Below are 17,380 nucleotides of genomic sequence, written 5' to 3'. Positions count from 1 at the left end.
GGGCTAAGAATGACAAATCTTCATACTGATAACCACATTGAACAAAAATTTTCTCCGCTGACTAAATTACTAAAAAATTGGAAGCGGAGAAATTTTTTGTGGCTGAAAATCACAAATAGTTCAACTGCTAAGATTCAACCCCGCATATAGAAATACAATGTTATACGACGGCAAAATTTACTAAAGTTTTTGTTTCAAAACCCACTTTTTTGTCGGTACAATCCATTCTTTATGCGGTTTATATAGAAATCCGTGTCCTAAGTTTTTGTCAACTTTAATTTGTTCAAATTTTGTAGTAAAGTTTTCTCTACTCTTCCAAAAGTTATAGTTCTTTCCTGCAATATTATCAGAATCATCATAAAAGCATAACACTTGTCCGTGAAATTTCCATTCGTTATGTTGTTCTTGGTAATCGTTATTACCTGCTAACAAAACATAATTAATTGGATTATGATTAATGTGTGAAATGTTGCTGGCGATAATTGCACCTTTAGAAGCACCAACTACAGTTATATTTCTTGCAGCAGTACCTTTTTTAATAAGACTGTCAATTTGTTTGGACACCTTATTTGCATAATTTAGATAATCAACATTTTCTGTGCGGACTTCGGCGATCACTTCAGAATTTGGAACTCTAAGAGCATTCACGATTTCATCAAATTCATATTTCCCGAATTCTTCACTTACAGCATTTTTTCCTTGAATTTCAATTATACGGCCGTGCAAATAATAAATATATTTTTTTGAATTGGTGTCGTTCGTTTTACAACTTAATGCAGTTAGTAAAATCAATAACAAATAGATCGATAATTTTTTCATAAGGTCTGATTTCATTTGCTGTCGTATAAAAGGGTATTTCTGAAGTGCGGAGCTTTTATTGACAAATAGTTCAAACAAATTCTGTAATGAGCAATACCATTTTCCTTTTGATAATGTACAAATTTATAGTAAAAGGAAAATGGTATTGCGTAAATTTTGTGAAATAGTTCTTATCGCAAGAATTTACTTCCGCATTTCATAAATACCATGTTATATGCTGTGCTTTTTGAGTAGTATGCTTGGAAATGTGCAGGAGAGGTGAGGGGAATTTATTCTTTTTTTGGCGGAGGGCAAAAGAGGGCAGGAAAATGCTCTTCCCGTATTTTTGCTATGGAAAGAGCAGGGTGAAATACGGGATGTGCTTTTTCCTTTACGGTGGATTTTCTTATTTGTTTTATCGACCACAATGAAAGAATGTAAAACCACGGCGTAATAATTGAACTCCACAATACTCCAACATAAAATCACATCGCAAGAATATAAGTTTGCATCGTACCAATATAAAAATAGAAAGCAAGAATATAATTTACGGATAGAATAATATTAAATGCGGATGTTAAAATATAACTTTCGTATACGAGAATATTGAATGCTGATGTAAGAATATAAAAGCATCCTACGAAAATACTGGATTAGGATTCCAAAATATTAAATGCGGATGCAAGAATGCAAAAATATCTGCTAAATATTTGGATCAGGATATTGATTAAAGAGTATCAATTATTTGAATGATGTTTAAATTTTCTAAAGTTGTTCTGTCGTCAATTTCTTTATTAAACCATTCTTCATTTCCAGTTTTTGCATTAGTGCCTTTTGTGGCAATAAACAATTTTTCAATGTAAAAATCTTGATTTTTGTAGAATATAGGTATCACAATTTTTCTAAATGCATTGTGATATTGATCTGAGTAAGTTATTTCTATATTGAAAGATTGACCATTTTTTGTTTTAGTATTGATAACTAAATTATCACATTCAAAATCTTTATTTAATACTTCTCGCCCATCTATCTCAGCACTGAAAGTGAAAGTAGAATCATTATTATTAGTTACAATTATTTTATCTACACTATTTTTCTGGTTAAGATTTAATTCATGAATTGATTTGTTTTCTTCAGTGTTTTCGGAAGTTTTTTCTTCCATATCTTCTTTTTCCATTAAGAAGTACTTTTGACACTCACGAGCATCACAACCAAAAATTTTTGTCTCTTTTCCATCAAATGTAGTTAAATAAGAACCTCCATTTATCTGTAAATCATAATTTCTTCCATTATAAGAAAAATTGTTGACATCAATGTTACAAGGCGTTTTCGGATATGTATAATGTAAGTCCTGTTCTGTTATTTCTGATGAAAGTTTTAATATTTGAGAAATGTCGTCATTACTCAATGACCAATTTCTTTCATGCTCATTTACTTTTTGTCCTGTGGAATACTGATTTTCGCATTTTGCAACGTGAATTTCTGATTTGGTTTTCGTAACAACTTTTTCTTCTTTATCCTGACCTTTACAGGTTATAAAAAACATTAAGATGGTTAATAAATAAAGTCTCATATTATAAATAATCTTTAATTGCGTTATAAACTATTTGCCCTTCTCCTTCTTCTTTTGCGGCTAAATGTTCGTGACAGTCAATATTTGTTTTGTCAAGGTCGTAATAATTTAAAAGTGCCTTTACTAAACATGCTACTGATTTTGCTTGTATATCAGTAAGGTTTTCCCAACCTGCTACTGGATTTTGTCCTTTCAAACCTAAAGTAGGTTTTCCATTTTTATCAATTGCATAACCAACAACTTCAATACCAACAGATTTTGAATTCCAACCTTTACAATGCCATGTTTTTTTATTTAAATTTGCTGTTTGTGTAATAATTCCATCTTTGCCTACAATAAAATGTGTGCCGTAGTGATCAATTCCTCCACTTTTGTTTTTTCTTCCACTTTTAAATGCTCTAATACAAGCTTCGGTTGTCCCTCCTGCTGTACGGTGTAAAATAATTTTTTGGACACTTGTTTTTGCATCGGAAAAATTATCATGTTCAATCACACTTACATGATTTTTGATAACTCTCGCATGATTAATAAATCCACTTTCAACAGGGTATGTTTCTGAACAAATACAAGAACTCAGTTCACTTGGACAAGTTGTATTTTCTTTTGGTTTTTCCTTTTTACTAAGACTACAACAATTTTGAGGATATTCAAACTTGTTTTTCAGAGCATTTACTGCATTTACTCTTTGATTATAACCTCTTATAGATGATGAACTTTTTGCATTTGGTTTATTTACCAATCTTGAGGTATCAAAAATACTATCCTTATCAGCAAATGGATTTATATTTCCTTTATCATTGAACTTCCAATACCATCCACTTGACATTGCAGCAATTTCAATATTTGTTGAAACTAATTTAGGATTTGGAACAACATTAAATCCTGAATTTTCTTGAAATTTGATGTAGTTTCCTTTTAATGTTAAGTGAATAAAGCCCCTTCCTCTATAAGGGTCATACCAAAGAGACTCTCTTTCATTACCCTCAACACTACGCATAAAAGCTCCTGTTTCATGATAACACTGAGCCAAAAAATGTATTTTCCTTATACAAGTAGTTATTTCGTAATTTTTAAATGTTTTATTTAAAACCTCTGCAAATTTTTCGTATGTTTTCTCACTAAATTTTTCATGTCCAATAGTAAACAAATTATCCTTGTTCCATTTATAAAAATTTTCTCCTGCATCATCATTAGTCGCTTTTCTCATTGCAACAACCATCTCTTTTAATTCTGTTGCAGAAATATCTCTATCACAGAAACAAGTACATTCTTTTTCTTCTTTTTTTTCTTTTGGCTGCTCCTGCACAACCGCAGGCGACCTACCTTCAGGTTTTTGTTGTGTTGGAAGTTGTTCTTTTTTAATTGTTCCCGGCGTTTCCCACCAATCCCAAAGTTCGTCCCATTTTTCTTCGATTTTATCCAAGATTCCTTTTTCCTCTTTTTTGGATTTGGGTTTGCTTTCCGCAGGAGAACCTTTTGCTTTTGGTGGTTGTTTTGGTTCTGTTTTCTTCGGTGGATTAATGGGTACTTTAGGATTGGGATTATCTACATCCACATTTTTCGTTGCATGTTTCTTGTTTTTGTAATATTCCACCGTTACATAAAACTCTAATTGTTTTACATCCACTTCTCCCTCCATTGCTTTTTTCATATAGGCTTCGGAAAGTGGGAACTCCACAACTGCAACTCCGTTTTTATCCACTCTTGCCTTTAAAGTTCGGATGGGTTTATTATTTGTGTTGTGTCCGCCTCCTTTTGCATCATCCTCCCAAAGTGTGAAGGTTAACTCTTTTAAAAACATATTTACGCAATAAGCTCTTGCTCTCAGTTTTTCCATAAAACTGAAAACACTTCCTTTTTTATCATCCACATAAAAAAGTTCTACTTTGTTTATTCTCGGGATTTTTGCAGTTTTCGGGGCAACAATTAATCCAGGTGGAGATTTTACTTCGGGATTATATACAAAAGCTTCTATTAAAAGTTTTTTTCCTAACCATTTTTCAGGAAAAGAAAAGGGTACTTTTTTTCCTGTTTTTTGAGGTCCTCTTAATTCCCTCCAATTTCCTGAGCTTTGTTGGGTATATAGTTTCCATTTTATTTCTTTTTCATTTTTTATCACAGTCCCCTGATAAAATGAAGAAACTTCATAGAAATTCTTTTCACCAACTTCTGGTGATGCATTTCCTGTTATCGATTTTACTCCTTTAGCCATCGTTTTGTGTTTTTATTCGTATTCATCATCATCGTTAAAACTGTCTTGAAACTCTTCAAAATTCACAATCGGATTGTTAACATGCATTTCTCTCGGGTCTGCATTTTTTATGTTTTGCTTGGATAACTCAGAAGTTTGTCCGTGTTGTATTACGGTTATTTTTCCTCCTGTTGCACACATCAATTGAGAAATTTCTGTGAGACAACTTTTGCCCATCACTTTTACTTTGTCATAGGTTTTTGTCCATTTTCCTGCGGGTGCAAATGCACAGGGATTTCCGTTTTTATCTAACGATTTATTTCAAAGAACGACTACTTTTGATAAAAGAAAAAGCACATAAAGTGCTTTTTTATTATTCTGTTTTTATTCTGCTTTTATGAACATAACCTTCTTTTCCTTCTTTGGTTTTAATTAGAAACCAATCGCCTGTATTATCTAAAACCTCAATATGTTCTCCTGATTTTATTTTTTGTAAAATTTCAGAAGTTGAGGTTTTATCTTTTCTGAGATTAGTATAACCATCAGAGTCTTGAATGAAATATTGTTTATTTTCATTTGAATTGTTTTCAATTCTGCACTTTTTATTTCTTTCGTTCTCTTCGGGAATTTCATTTATTTTATCACTCCAATTTGACTTCGTAATATCAATATTCTGTTTAACATCACAGATGTATTTTACTGCATTTTCAGAAACGTCAGACATTGTTTTGTAAATAATATTTCTGAGTATCCAATTATTATTTTGTGGAATAATATAATATTCTTTCTCATAATAACCCCTATCAGGAAAATAAGTTTTTACCATAAACCCTTTTTCATTTGTTATCGGATATATGCTTTCAATAATATTGCCTCCATCTTCAGAAAAATTGATGGTTTCTAAAACTAATTGATAATCGTTTTCTTTGTTTCCATAAAAGACAAACAAATCAGTGTTTTCTTGATAAGGTTTATTGCTAACGATTTTATCTAAAACCCCATCCTTATTTACATCAAAAGTTTTTATAAAAAAATTGTTATTATTTTCATATGTAGAAAAAGTACCTCTTTTTTTGTCTTCTGAAATGTTGTTTGAAAGCATTTTTTTTACAATAATTTTTTTTTCATTATCTAAATTTTTAAAAAATATAGCATCGAATATAGGACTTGGAGAACCATAAAAAAAATTAAGTACAGACTTAGCATCTTCATTATTTAAAGAGTTTATTAAATCATATTTATTCTCTTTTTTTATATAATTTACAGCACTTTTTCTAAAGTATTCAATTGCATCTGCATCCCATTTACCTTCTTTAGAAATACTGATAATTTGTGATTCATACTTTTTATATTTTGATTTTTGCAATAATGAAAACCAGTAATCAATATATTTATTAGCATCATTATATAATGGTTCTTGGGAATTTTTAACTTCATCCCAACCAAAAGTATCATTAAAAACTACAAATGTTTTAGGAAAGTTATTGAGAAATTCCGCTTCATTTTTACTTAAAAATGAAGCTTTTAGATCTTCTATTTTATTTGCTTTATTTTCTTCTTGCGAGTTTCCCTTACAAGATAATAGTACAAAAAAAAGTACCAACAAAAATTTATTCATATGCTTGAGTTATTATTATTTTAGATCCTTCAATTCCAATTTCTTCAACATAGTCAAATATCTCTTTCAATTTGGCTCTACTACCTCCAACAAAATCTTTTGATTTAGAAGATCCTGCTATTAAACAACCTTCAGTGTCATTAGCAGTATTTCCTGAATGAATTAATATTGCTCGTGATTTTGATACAACATCATTATATAATTTCAATCCTTTCTTTATTTTACTCCCAGAATGCCATTCTAAATTATATGTTCCAATTGGCACACGTTGTTCAATTCCTGACACTGTTGTATCTGGTCCTTTTTCTTCCAAAAAATAACCTTTAATGTCAGTATTATCAATAGTGAATTCTCCAATAGTAGAATTGCTAGTCTCCCATTTTCTTACAAGTCTTATTGTCACCTTATCATTAGGTGTTGAGCTGGTTTCATTTTTGGACGTTTTTTTATTAACACATTCTTGTGGATATTTGAAAATTGATTTCAAGGTAAATACATAATTCCGTCTTTCCTGAAGACCATTTGCACCTCCATTAACTAAATAACTTATTAAATCAACTTTATCATCATCTGCAATCAACCCCAAATTAACAGTACCATATTTCTTGATTTTATCATCCCCATCATTCCAAGTAATGGTCGTTTTCGGATAATCTGGATTTTGCGCCTTAACGTATGTTGGTGCATCAGATGGACCTCTCCAACGTCTTCCGACACTTAATACCTTTCCTTGTTTCCAATACCATCCAGCTGAATCACAAACAAGATCAAAATTGCTTGCTATCTGTCCATAATTAGAAATACAATCAACACCACTATAATGCTTATAAATTTTGTAATTAGATTCCCAAGTCAATTGCATTAGACCTCTACCAAAATATGGTTTATAGCTTTTTTTAGTAGCATACTCTAAAGTCGTTCTAAATCGATCTGTTTCATGATAAACTTGAGCAAGAAAATGTATTTTTCTTATGCATGTATTAATATCATATTCTCTAAAAAGATTGTTAATCTTATTTCTTAATTTTTCAATTGTCCTGTCACTTATAGGCAAAGGACAATTGTAAGCAGCAAATAAATTATATCCACTATCTCTTTTAACTCCAGTCTCACTATCTCGCAAATCATGTATTATTTTTGTGAACTCTTCTGGAGTAAAATCTCTGTTACAAAAACAATCTCCTTTTTTTGATTCTTCTATTTTTTGTAATGGTGGTTCTTTGACAACAGCAGGCGACCTACCCTTCGGTTTTTGAACAGTTGGAGGTTGTTCTTTTTTAATTGTTCCTGGAATTTCCCACCAATCCCAAAGCTCGTCCCATTTTTCTTCTATTTTATCCAAAATTCCCTTTTCCTCTTTTTTGGATTTGGGTTTGTTTTCTGCAGGCGAACCTTTTGCTTTTGGCGGTTGTTTTGGTTCTGTTTTCTTCGGTGGATTAATGGGTACTTTAGGATTGGGATTATCTACATCCACATTTTTCGTTGCATGTTTCTTGTTTTTGTAATATTCCACCGTTACATAAAACTCTAATTGTTTTACATCCACTTCTCCTTCCATTGCTTTTTTCATCATCGCTTTGGATAGCGGAAATTCCACAACTGCAACTCCGTTTTTATCTACTCTGGCTTTTAGAGTGTCTATAGGTTTATTGTTCGTGTTGTGTCCGCCTCCTTTCACATCATCCTCCCAAAGTGTAAAAGTTAATTCTTTTAAAAACATATTTACGCAATAAGCTCTTGCTCTTAGTTTTTCCATGAAACTAAAAACACTTCCTTTTTTATCATCGACATAAAAAAGTTCCACTTTGTTTATTTTCGGGATTTTTGCAGATTTTGGAATCACTATTAATCCAGGCGGAGATTTAATTTCAGGATTATAAACAAAAGCTTCTATTAAAAGTTTTTACCCAACCATTTCTCGGGAAAAGAAAAGGGAACTTTTTTTTTTGCAGAGCTTCGCATCGGTGGGAAAAGTGGTGTTGTTCTCCTGAACGGTGGTGTCGGACAGCACGAAGTTCGATGTACTGGTCTTTGCATCGTGCATCCTTACGCTGTAGGAGAAGATTTTCTCAATCCCCTTTTCTCCAATTCTTTTCCTGAAGTGGACGAAGTTACTCGGGTCGCAGGGAAACTGGTGCTCAAAGAAAACCCTCCCACAAAAATACTGCATGTAGGGGTTCATGATCCAGGCGGAAGCAAGGGTCTCATCTCCCAAATTATAAAGGTGTTTCAGAAGCAGACAGCCCACCATAAAGCGAATCGGATGGCTCGGATTGCCCGTCTTGGAATATAGCGGGGAAAATTCTTTCTCAAAATAATCCCAATCTATCTTCTCGGAAAGTAGAACAAGTTCGTGTTTGTCATCAATAAAATCCACCAACATCGGGCGGAATAATTCTGGCTGCTTTTTTGGATTTTTCCCCAACATATTTGCAAGGTTTTAATGCTCCAAGATACGAAATCCTGCAAAGAAAAACAAGAAAAATTACAATTAATTTACTGATTGTCAGTCTGTTTGATGCTATTTTAAGGAGCGACTAATTAAATCTTGGAAGTTCGCTACATTTTTAGCGTGTCCTACTTCTGATGTTGATGACATAAATTTGTGTTTTTGGTTAATAATTGAAACAAATATAAGATTTATTTGTTTTCATTATCAAAAACCAAATAAAAAAAAGATATAGCATATTATTTTAATTAAACTTAATAATAAAGATTATACTTCTCCATTTCAACATCCAAAGATTCATCTAAATAATGCAACGAATCGGATTTAATTCTACCATCAAACGTTATATTATTTTCTGAGTAAGAAATTATGCATGGAGAATCATCTCTTAAAGGATTTGAAGGAAAATATTGTATCTGCCAAATTTTATTAGTTTTCTTATCAAAATAAGATAAACAGTTATATTTTCCGAAACCTTCTCCCGAAATGTTTCTGTAAAATTGAACAGAATCTATTTTGTCTTTTCCTTTATAAGTATATAAATTTATTTTTATATTTTTTTTATTTGGTAATCCTTCTTTTATCAATTTGATTGTAATATCTTTAGATAAAGAATAGGAATAATCTTTAAAATTAGAATAAACTTTCTGATATTTTTCATTTTGTTTTTTTAGTAAAAAAACTTCATTTCCAGCAACCAAAGTTTTGAAATAATCCTTTTTTGCCAATTCTGAATCGCCAAAGAAGATATTTGAAATTTGGTTTCCATGAGACAAAGTGTTTTTACTTTGTTTAGAACAAATACCAAAAAATATTACTAAAATTGCGAAAAATGTAAAAATGGTGTTTTTCATGATAAAATAATCATAATTTGTTTTTGTCTTTATTTCTTTACAAACTTTCCTTCGTTATCTATTACATATAAGTAATTTTCTTTATTTATATCTGGAGTATCTTTTTCTCCAACAATGTCTCCAGTCTCATTATACTCCAAACTGTTTATAGAGTATTTAACTAATTCTATGGTCTTATCTTTGTTTATGGAAAAAGTTCTATAATATTGGTTTTCAAATGCAAATCTGCAATCCAACAATAATTGATCTACTAATATTCCTTCCTTATAACTATTTAACTGAACGTTCAATATTTTAGAATCATTCTCTCCATAAGTATTATATATTATCAATTTACAAGAAATATTATTCTGAAAATTGAAGGTTTCTATTGAAAAATATTTGTCAGTTATTTTTGGTTTTATTTCAAAGTCATTTTCTTTTATCGGAAATAAAATCTCTTCTGAATTAAAATTAACCAGTTTTTTTTCGGGCACAGCAACGATGTAATTAGTAGAATCTGAATTAGTTTTATAATATTTTTTTACATCTTCATATGTATATGGTAGTTTATTTTCCACAGTCTTTAAATTTTCAGTTTTGTTATCTTTTTCGGAACTAGAATTATTTCTTTTTTGAGTATTTTCCTTGCACGAAATGAGCGTAAGAAGTATACCGATAATTATATTTTTCATTTTTTTATTTCTTTAAAGCTTGGTTTATATCCTTGTACATGTAGATGGTGGTGATGGTTTTTTGTGTTTTTAGGCAGATGATTAAGATAATTCACTTTCCCGTTTCTTTTATATGTCCATCCTAACATACTTTTCCATCCGAATTTATATAGTGCATCATTCCATTTATTTTGTCTAACATCATCAAGCATATCAGGATTAGCACTTATATCTAAACTTGTTCCATCCCCAAACATTAATTTTTTATCTTTTCTTAAATATTTAAAATCACCATTATTACCATTTATATGACTGACGCTTGGTTTTGAAGAACCGTCAGGATGACTAAACCCGTTACAACTAATATCATTGTAGTTAACTTCTAACATTGCTCCAAAAATACTTGCTAATGTCTTTTCATTTACATATTTTCTTGGAGAATCTACATTAAAAGTATACTGATAATTTTCTTTTTTATAACTTTTTTTAACTTTATCTAAATTGATTAGATTAACCTTGGTTCCTTTTACTCCCCCATATACTTGAGTAGGAATAATATCATACGTTCCTAATTCATGTAAACTACCTGATTTATCATGATAGATGTATGCATATTTTTTCTCATATCCTGATTTAATTGATTTTGGAATATGTTTTTCAATTTCGCCATTCGCATAGATATGATAGGTAACAATATCTTTAGCATCAGCTGGCTTATGATTATCACCGTGAAATCTGTCATACATGAAAAAGAAATTTTTCAATGTATTGTAATTGCTTTGTCTTATGGCCCAACCATTTGGCATTCCGGTTTCGGAATTTCGACCATTTAATAATACAGAAATCAATTCCAAATATTTATCTACATAAACAGCAAGCTCATTTAAAGATTTACCTAATGTCTCCTTTCCCCATTTTATAATTGCCGCTGATTTAGGATTATTCGTCATTTTTTTATTGACACTCCAAATCCAAGCACCACTATCGATACAGTAATGTACATTATTGGCTACTATTTCAGGTGTTTTAACAATACGTTGGTCACCTTTATAATCAGCGTAATCTTTATATGGACCTGGACTATCATAAGAATCTTCTCCTTCTTTCTTAACTCCAGTTAATTGCAATAACCCTCTACCTTTATAAACGCTTGTGCTGGAAGCGTATTTACTTTTTGTTTCTTCTGATAAAGCAAAAGTTCCTGTTTCTTCACAAACTTGCGCTAAAAAATGCATTTTCTGAGCACAAGTATTTATTTTGTATTTCTTAATTGCATTATTCAATTCTTTTGTTAATGTCCCAAAACTTTTATCACTAATATTACACTCTGCTCTTTTTCCTCCTTTTAGAGCTTGTCCTTCCCAAATTGTTTCAGTTCCTTTTAATAATTTTACAAGTTTTCTAACATCTTTTTCTTCAAAATCTCGATTGCAGAAACATTTTTCTTTCTCCTCTTTCTTTTCAGGTGGTTCTTGTACAATACTTACACTTCTACCTTCTGGTTTTTGTACAGTAGGTTGTTGTTCTTTTTTTATGGTTCCTGGGGTTTCCCACCAGTCCCAAAGTTCGTCCCATTTTTCCTCAATCTTATCCAAGATTCCTTTTTCTTCTTTCTTGGATTTAGGCTTGCTTTCAGCAGGTGAGCCTTTGGCTATCGGAGGTTGTTTTGGTTCTGTTTTCTTCGGTGGATTAATGGGTACTTTAGGATTGGGATTATCTACATCCACATTTTTCGTTGCATGTTTCTTGTTTTTGTAATATTCAACAGTTACATAAAACTCTAACTGTTTTACATCCACTTCTCCCTCCATCGCTTTTTTTATTATCGCTTTTGATAGTGGAAATTCCACAACTGCAACTCCGTTTTTATCTACTCTGGCTTTTAGAGTGTCTATAGGTTTATTGCTCGTATTGTGTCCTCCTCCTTTCACATCATCCTCCCAAAGAGTAAAAGTTAATTCTTTTAAAAACATATTTACGCAATAAGCTCTTGCTCTCAGTTTTTCCATAAAACTGAAAACACTTCCTTTTTTATCGTCCACATAAAAAAGTTCTACTTTGTTTATTCTCGGGATTTTTGCAGTTTTCGGTGTAACTATTAATCCAGGCGGAGATTTAATTTCAGGATTATAAACAAAAGCTTCTATTAAAAGTTTTTTACCCAACCATTTCTCGGGAAAAGAAAAGGGAACTTTTTTTCCTGTTTTTTGAGGTCCTCTTAATTCCCTCCAATTTCCTGAGCTTTGTTGGGTATATAATTTCCATTTTATTTCGTTTTCATTTTTTATCACTGTTCCCTGATAAAATGAAGAAACTTCATAGAAATTCTTTTCACCAACTTCTGGTGATGCATTTCCTGTTATTGATTTTACTCCTTTAGCCATCGTTTTGTGTTTTTATTCGTATTCATCATCATCGTTAAAACTGTCTTGAAACTCCTCAAAATTCACAATCGGATTATAGACATGCATTTCTCTCGGGTCTGCATTTTTTATGTTTTGCTTGGATAACTCAGAAGTTTGTCCGTGTTGCATTACGGTTATTTTTCCTCCTGTTGCACACATTAACTCAGAAATTTCTGTGAGACAACTTTTTCCCATTACTTTTACTTTATCATAAGTTTTTGTCCATTTTCCAGAAGGAGCAAATGCACAAGGGTTTCCATTTTTTACAGAACAATTTCCAAAAGGAACAGCAGGAGGATTAAACAGGATGTCATCTTCTGTAACAGCCAAATAATCAGCTTGTCCTTCTTCATCATTCCAATAATGTTTTTGGTGACTGCTTACTTTGAAATTAGGAAACTTAGTTCCTTTATCACACATTGCTTTTCCTTTTTGGATGATGAAGTGTTTGCTATCATGTTCTGAACTGGACATCTTTTATGTTTTTTATGAGTTCTAAATTACAAATTAGTTTTAGAAAACAATATATTTTTTGAAAAATGTCGTAAAACTACGATTGTGATGGGGTGGTGGAAAAATTAGCTCTTCCCGCACTGTAGTTGCAGGATTGGTGTTGGCAAATGCGGGATGTGCTAATACGCATTGGCAAAAAGCGGCTGGAAAAAAGAATAAATTTTGCGTTGGGAATGTAAAAATTTTCTGAAAATCTCCGCTATTTGTTTTGATTACAGATTTTTCATAGCATAGCATATAACGGAAAAAGTATTTGCGAAGGACGGGCTACTTTGCAGACAATTTCAAAGGAAAACCGAACCTGAGCAAAATGCTTTTTCAGATTTCTAAATTACGTAAAAAAGAAATATGAAAAGCATTTTTGCGACTATTGCTAACTGCATGCTCAAAGACAATATTCACCCCGTCTTTTGCCAATACACTGTTATGTGCAGGTAGAGTTTACATTTCGTTTAACACTTCAATTTCTTTACCCTTTTCAGGTTGTCCATCCAAAATTGGCATAGCCTTCATTATTAATTCTCTTACACCTGGATAGTTTAATGAATTATCGTGGTCTTCTTTTGTATTCCATAATTCAGTTACATAAACATCATTCTTATCTTCCTCACATTTTCCCACAATATAAAATTTTGAGCCCTCAGCGTTTGAAATTAATTTAGACGCATCTTTTAGAATTTCGGCAAGTTCGTCACGCTTTCCATCTTTAGCGGTTAGTTTTCCTTGAAGTAAGTACATATTTAATATTTTTAATTCGTGTTTCTTTTTTTACAATTTAATTTTTGTGCAGTTTTTTGAACTACTTGCACATAACGGAAAAAGTATTTGCGAAGGGCGGGCTAAATTTAACTGAAAGTTCAATTTCGACCGAACGAAGCAAATTGCTTTTTCAGATTACCAAATTACAAAAAAAAGTAATATGAAAAGCAAGTTGCGACTAAATGCATCGGGTTTTCTATTAACGATTCAATCCCGCCTTTTGCAAATACTATGTTGTGCGACGTTTTTTTAGCGCAATTCAGTGTCTTTAGCAACGTATGCGTCAAAAACTGTTCCTGCTTCAAATTTTGCACCTTTTCCTGGAATTAAAAGTCCAAGCGGTGTCAAAACAACTGCACTAGCAACAGCAACTGCTGCAGAACTTTTTAGATTTTTAGCGCTTTGTCCTGTTAATTTCACAACTTGTCCATTATCCAAATAAAGATATTCGATGTCAAATGCTAATTTTCCTTTTCTTCCTAAAACTCCACTTGCTCTTGCTTCAGTTACCGAGCCTAAAATTTTCGCACCTTGAGGAACAACAACTTGGTCAGCAATTACTAAAGGTTGATTCAAAATAAACTCAATTTGGTTTCCAACTTGCATTTTTCCACCACGAATTTCATTTTTTAGAGCTGCTTTAACAAGAGTTCCTTCCGGAAGAATTGTTTTTGAAGTAGTTGTTTGCTCAATATTTTGTGTCTGTGATTCAGTTTGAGTTTGAGCAAAAGTCAAGGTTGCAAATAAAATTGCAAAAGGGATAAAGATTTTTTTCATAGTTCTATAAAATATTATTTGATATTCAATTTGTTACGCGATTTTGGTAAAATGTCGCACAACGGAAAAAGTATTTGCGAAGGGCGGGCTAAATTTAACTGAAAGTTCAATTTCGACCGAACGAAGCAAATTGCTTTTTCAGATTACCAAATTACAAAAAAAGTAATATGAAAAGCAAGTTGCGACTAAATGCAAAAAGTCTTTCTATTGGCGATTCAACCCGCCTTTCGCAAATACAATGTTATGTGCAGGTAGAGTTTACATTTCGTTTAATACTTCAATTTCTTTACCCTTTTCAGGTTGTCCATCCAAAATTGGCATAGCCTTCATTATTAATTCTCTTACACCTGGATAGTTTAATGAATTATCGTGGTCTTCTTTTGTATTCCATAATTCAGTTACATAAACATCATTCTTATCTTCCTCACATTTTCCCACAATATAAAATTTTGAGCCCTCAGCGTTTGAAATTAATTTAGACGCATCTTTTAAAATTTCGGCAAGTTCGTCACGCTTTCCATCTTTAGCGGTTAGTTTTCCTTGAAGTAAGTACATATTTAATATTTTTAATTCGTGTTTCTTTTTTTACAATTTAATTTTTGTGCAGTTTTTTGAACTACTTGCACATAACGGAAAAAGTATTTGCGAAGGGCGGGCTAAATTTAACTGCAAGTTCAATTTCGACCGAACGAAGCAAATTGCTTTTTCAGATTGTTAAATTACAAAAAAATACAATATGAAAAGCAAGTTGCGACTAAATTCATCGGGTTTTTCTATTAACTATTCAACCCCGCCTTTTGCAAATACTATGTTATACGACGCTGTTATTTTTCAAGTTCTCTTTTTGTGTATTTTATTCCGAAATTGTTAGCATATTCTTCAATAGATTCTTCAAAACCAATTTGCTTTCGTCTTTTATTTACATTTTCGGAATCTTCAATTGGCCAAACAAAATATTCCCAACTTTCTTTTTGAGTCTCTGAATCAATAATTTTCTTTCCAGAAACTTGAGTTCCATAAATTTGTTTTTTACCCTGATACATTAACATTCTATCTTCCATCATTGCAACACTTGTCATTGAAAGTTCCCCCTTTTTTCCTGCTTCTTTTATAATTGGAAAATATTTTTCAATAATTGGTAATTCTGAATGCTGAACAACCAAAAAAACTGTTGAATTTAAAGGTGTCCCAACTAGAGATTTTCCTGGATATCCATACTCTTTAATAATTCCTTCAATTTTTATTAAGTTTAGACTGTCATTTTTAGAAATCTTATTCCATAATTGTTTCTCTGCTGTGTTCTCAAGTCCGTACTTTTTCTTTATTTCGCTCTTTTTATCTTTTGTGGTATTCCCATCTATTAATTGTCTAAGTTCTTGGTCAGAATTGTATATTTCGGCCAGGTCAGATTTGAGTTTATTTAAATTTGTTTTTGAAATTGAGCAAGATATAAATAATAGAAAAGAAAAAACTAAATATTTCATATGTGAATTTTGGTTACAGTGTCGTATAACGGAAAAAGTATTTGCGAAGGGCGGGCTAAATTTAACTGAAAGTTCAATTTCGACCGAACGGAGCGAATGCTTTTTCCACGGAACTAAATTACTAAAAAAATGTGGAGTGGAAAAGCAGGCGCAGCTGAATGTAACGGCTCTTCTATTATATATTCAACCCCGCCTTTTGCAAATACTATGTTGGCGGTAGTACTTATTTAACAACTTTATTTCTGGATTGAAAAGATAAACTCCTTTACTTTTTGTGTCATTTCTAACACTCAAAGTAAAAGAGTTAAACTTGAAAATGTTTTTTCTTATTTTTTTTCTACTGCAATTTTTAATAAGTCTAAACCTTGCTGATTGCTCTTTTCCATTTCTGCTTTTGCACCAAACAGCCACATAAAAAATGCGTCAACCAAACCTGATTCCAATTTAAAATCTTGTTTAACTTCTATACCGTTTGATGTTTCAGTAAAGTAATAGTCAAATGTAGGTTTTGCAACGAATGGCTTTTGAATATCACACTTCATTCTTATAAAATTTGGCTCTTCAATTTTTACGATTTCTTGATACCCCAAGTCTTTACCTTTATTACCCTCCCAATGGTATTGAGCACCAATCGCCCCGTCTGTTCCTCTAACTTCATACTTCTGCGTCGGGTCTTGTGCCAAAAATGGCGACCATTTCGGAAAGTTGCTCAAGTATTTTACCATATCAAAAGTTTCCTGTTTCGTTGAATTAATTTTAACTGTTTTGACAATTTGAATTGATTTCAAAACACTGGCTTTATATAAACCGAATCCGATGAACGCTGCAAGAGCGATTCCAATTATTGCGAATATCATTTTCTTGTTCATTTTAAAAAGTTTATAATTGATTCATTGGTAATATGTCTCTTACTTCCACTGTGCCACCCATAAAAAGTATTGGGCATTTTTTTGCAAGTTCTGCCGCAGATTCCATTGATTCGGCTTTTAAAACCATATTACCACCTATGGTTTGTCCATCGGCTATATGAACCCCGTCCTCTGTGTTTTGATTGGCATAAATCTTTTTTCCTTCAAAACCTAATTGGTGAGTGTTTACTAATTTTCCTTGCATAGCAATCCCACCAATAAATTCTCCCCAGTGTTTGTGCATTTCTTGTAGTTGCCCTTGGGTTGGCTCTTCGTTGCTCGGCTCATATCTGAACAGCAACATAAATTCTTTTAACTCGGTCATACTTTTAAGTTTTAAATTTAATGTTGGTGTAAATTTCAGCCAATCAATAAAAATAAATCTTGTCATATGACAA

At 31.8% G+C, this 17,380-nt stretch carries 17 protein-coding genes; all 17 read right to left on the bottom strand.

Going from position 1 to position 17,380, the window contains the following annotated elements:
* Window positions 1-180: 180 nt before the first annotated feature.
* The 17 genes from CKV81_RS00620 to CKV81_RS00540 all read right to left on the bottom strand — a co-directional run bounded on the left by CKV81_RS00620 (window position 181) and on the right by CKV81_RS00540 (window position 17,373).
* Window positions 181-819, bottom strand: coding sequence for a hypothetical protein (locus tag CKV81_RS00620; RefSeq protein ID WP_220096589.1), 639 nt, complete (start codon window positions 817-819; stop codon window positions 181-183).
* A 706-nt stretch (window positions 820-1,525) separates the two neighbouring features.
* Window positions 1,526-2,371: a hypothetical protein gene (locus tag CKV81_RS00615; RefSeq protein WP_095069401.1), complete on the bottom strand. Its 846-nt coding sequence runs from the start codon at window positions 2,369-2,371 to the stop codon at window positions 1,526-1,528.
* Between the two features lies 1 nt (window position 2,372).
* Window positions 2,373-4,583 (bottom strand): N-acetylmuramoyl-L-alanine amidase, encoded by a 2,211-nt coding sequence (locus tag CKV81_RS00610; protein WP_095069399.1) that lies wholly within the window; start codon window positions 4,581-4,583, stop codon window positions 2,373-2,375.
* 12 nt (window positions 4,584-4,595) lie between these two features.
* Entirely contained in the window at window positions 4,596-4,802 is a 207-nt protein-coding gene (locus tag CKV81_RS00605) for a DUF4280 domain-containing protein (RefSeq protein ID WP_258454410.1), read from the bottom strand.
* 133 nt (window positions 4,803-4,935) lie between these two features.
* Entirely contained in the window at window positions 4,936-6,180 is a 1,245-nt protein-coding gene (locus CKV81_RS00600) for an SH3 domain-containing protein (RefSeq protein ID WP_095069397.1), read from the bottom strand.
* Window positions 6,173-7,984 carry a DUF5675 family protein gene (locus CKV81_RS13245; protein ID WP_157727328.1) on the bottom strand — a complete coding sequence of 604 codons (1,812 nt, stop codon included), beginning with the start codon at window positions 7,982-7,984 and terminating at the stop codon, window positions 6,173-6,175. Before CKV81_RS13245 ends, CKV81_RS00600 begins: the two co-directional genes overlap by 8 nt.
* 99 nt (window positions 7,985-8,083) lie before the next feature.
* A complete protein-coding gene (locus CKV81_RS00590) occupies window positions 8,084-8,608 on the bottom strand; it encodes a transposase (RefSeq protein WP_198409825.1) in 525 nt (174 codons plus the stop codon).
* A 275-nt stretch (window positions 8,609-8,883) separates the two neighbouring features.
* Window positions 8,884-9,483 (bottom strand): hypothetical protein, encoded by a 600-nt coding sequence (locus tag CKV81_RS00585; protein WP_095069395.1) that lies wholly within the window; start codon window positions 9,481-9,483, stop codon window positions 8,884-8,886.
* Between the two features lie 29 nt (window positions 9,484-9,512).
* Window positions 9,513-10,157, bottom strand: coding sequence for a hypothetical protein (locus CKV81_RS00580; RefSeq protein WP_095069393.1), 645 nt, complete (start codon window positions 10,155-10,157; stop codon window positions 9,513-9,515).
* A complete protein-coding gene (locus CKV81_RS13430) occupies window positions 10,154-12,520 on the bottom strand; it encodes a lysozyme family protein (protein WP_185116903.1) in 2,367 nt (788 codons plus the stop codon). Before CKV81_RS13430 ends, CKV81_RS00580 begins: the two co-directional genes overlap by 4 nt.
* Window positions 12,521-12,532: 12 nt before the next feature.
* Complete coding sequence (locus CKV81_RS00570) at window positions 12,533-13,015, bottom strand: DUF4280 domain-containing protein (protein ID WP_095069391.1); 483 nt, start codon at window positions 13,013-13,015, stop codon at window positions 12,533-12,535.
* Window positions 13,016-13,495: 480 nt separating this feature from the next.
* The gene (locus CKV81_RS00565; RefSeq protein WP_095069387.1) at window positions 13,496-13,792 is read right to left on the bottom strand and encodes a putative quinol monooxygenase; all 297 of its coding nucleotides are present in this window, start codon (window positions 13,790-13,792) and stop codon (window positions 13,496-13,498) included.
* A gap of 270 nt (window positions 13,793-14,062) precedes the next feature.
* Window positions 14,063-14,590, bottom strand: a complete 528-nt coding sequence (locus CKV81_RS00560) for a hypothetical protein (RefSeq protein ID WP_095069389.1) — start codon at window positions 14,588-14,590, stop codon at window positions 14,063-14,065.
* A gap of 258 nt (window positions 14,591-14,848) precedes the next feature.
* Complete coding sequence (locus CKV81_RS00555) at window positions 14,849-15,145, bottom strand: putative quinol monooxygenase (RefSeq protein ID WP_095069387.1); 297 nt, start codon at window positions 15,143-15,145, stop codon at window positions 14,849-14,851.
* A gap of 269 nt (window positions 15,146-15,414) precedes the next feature.
* Window positions 15,415-16,074 (bottom strand): DUF6624 domain-containing protein, encoded by a 660-nt coding sequence (locus tag CKV81_RS00550; RefSeq protein WP_095069385.1) that lies wholly within the window; start codon window positions 16,072-16,074, stop codon window positions 15,415-15,417.
* Window positions 16,075-16,400: 326 nt separating this feature from the next.
* On the bottom strand, window positions 16,401-16,943 hold the full coding sequence (locus tag CKV81_RS00545) for an SRPBCC family protein (RefSeq protein ID WP_258454408.1): 543 nt from the start codon (window positions 16,941-16,943) through the stop codon (window positions 16,401-16,403).
* 10 nt (window positions 16,944-16,953) lie between these two features.
* On the bottom strand, window positions 16,954-17,373 hold the full coding sequence (locus tag CKV81_RS00540) for a YciI family protein (RefSeq protein WP_258454407.1): 420 nt from the start codon (window positions 17,371-17,373) through the stop codon (window positions 16,954-16,956).
* Window positions 17,374-17,380: the final 7 nt, after the last annotated feature.

Origin of the sequence: Chryseobacterium taklimakanense (genome assembly GCF_900187185.1) — a bacterium.
Taxonomy (GTDB): Bacteria; Bacteroidota; Bacteroidia; order Flavobacteriales; family Weeksellaceae; genus Planobacterium; species Planobacterium taklimakanense.
The sequence above is the reverse complement of the archived record's forward strand: the minus strand, read 5'-3'. Positions and strand labels throughout refer to the sequence as shown.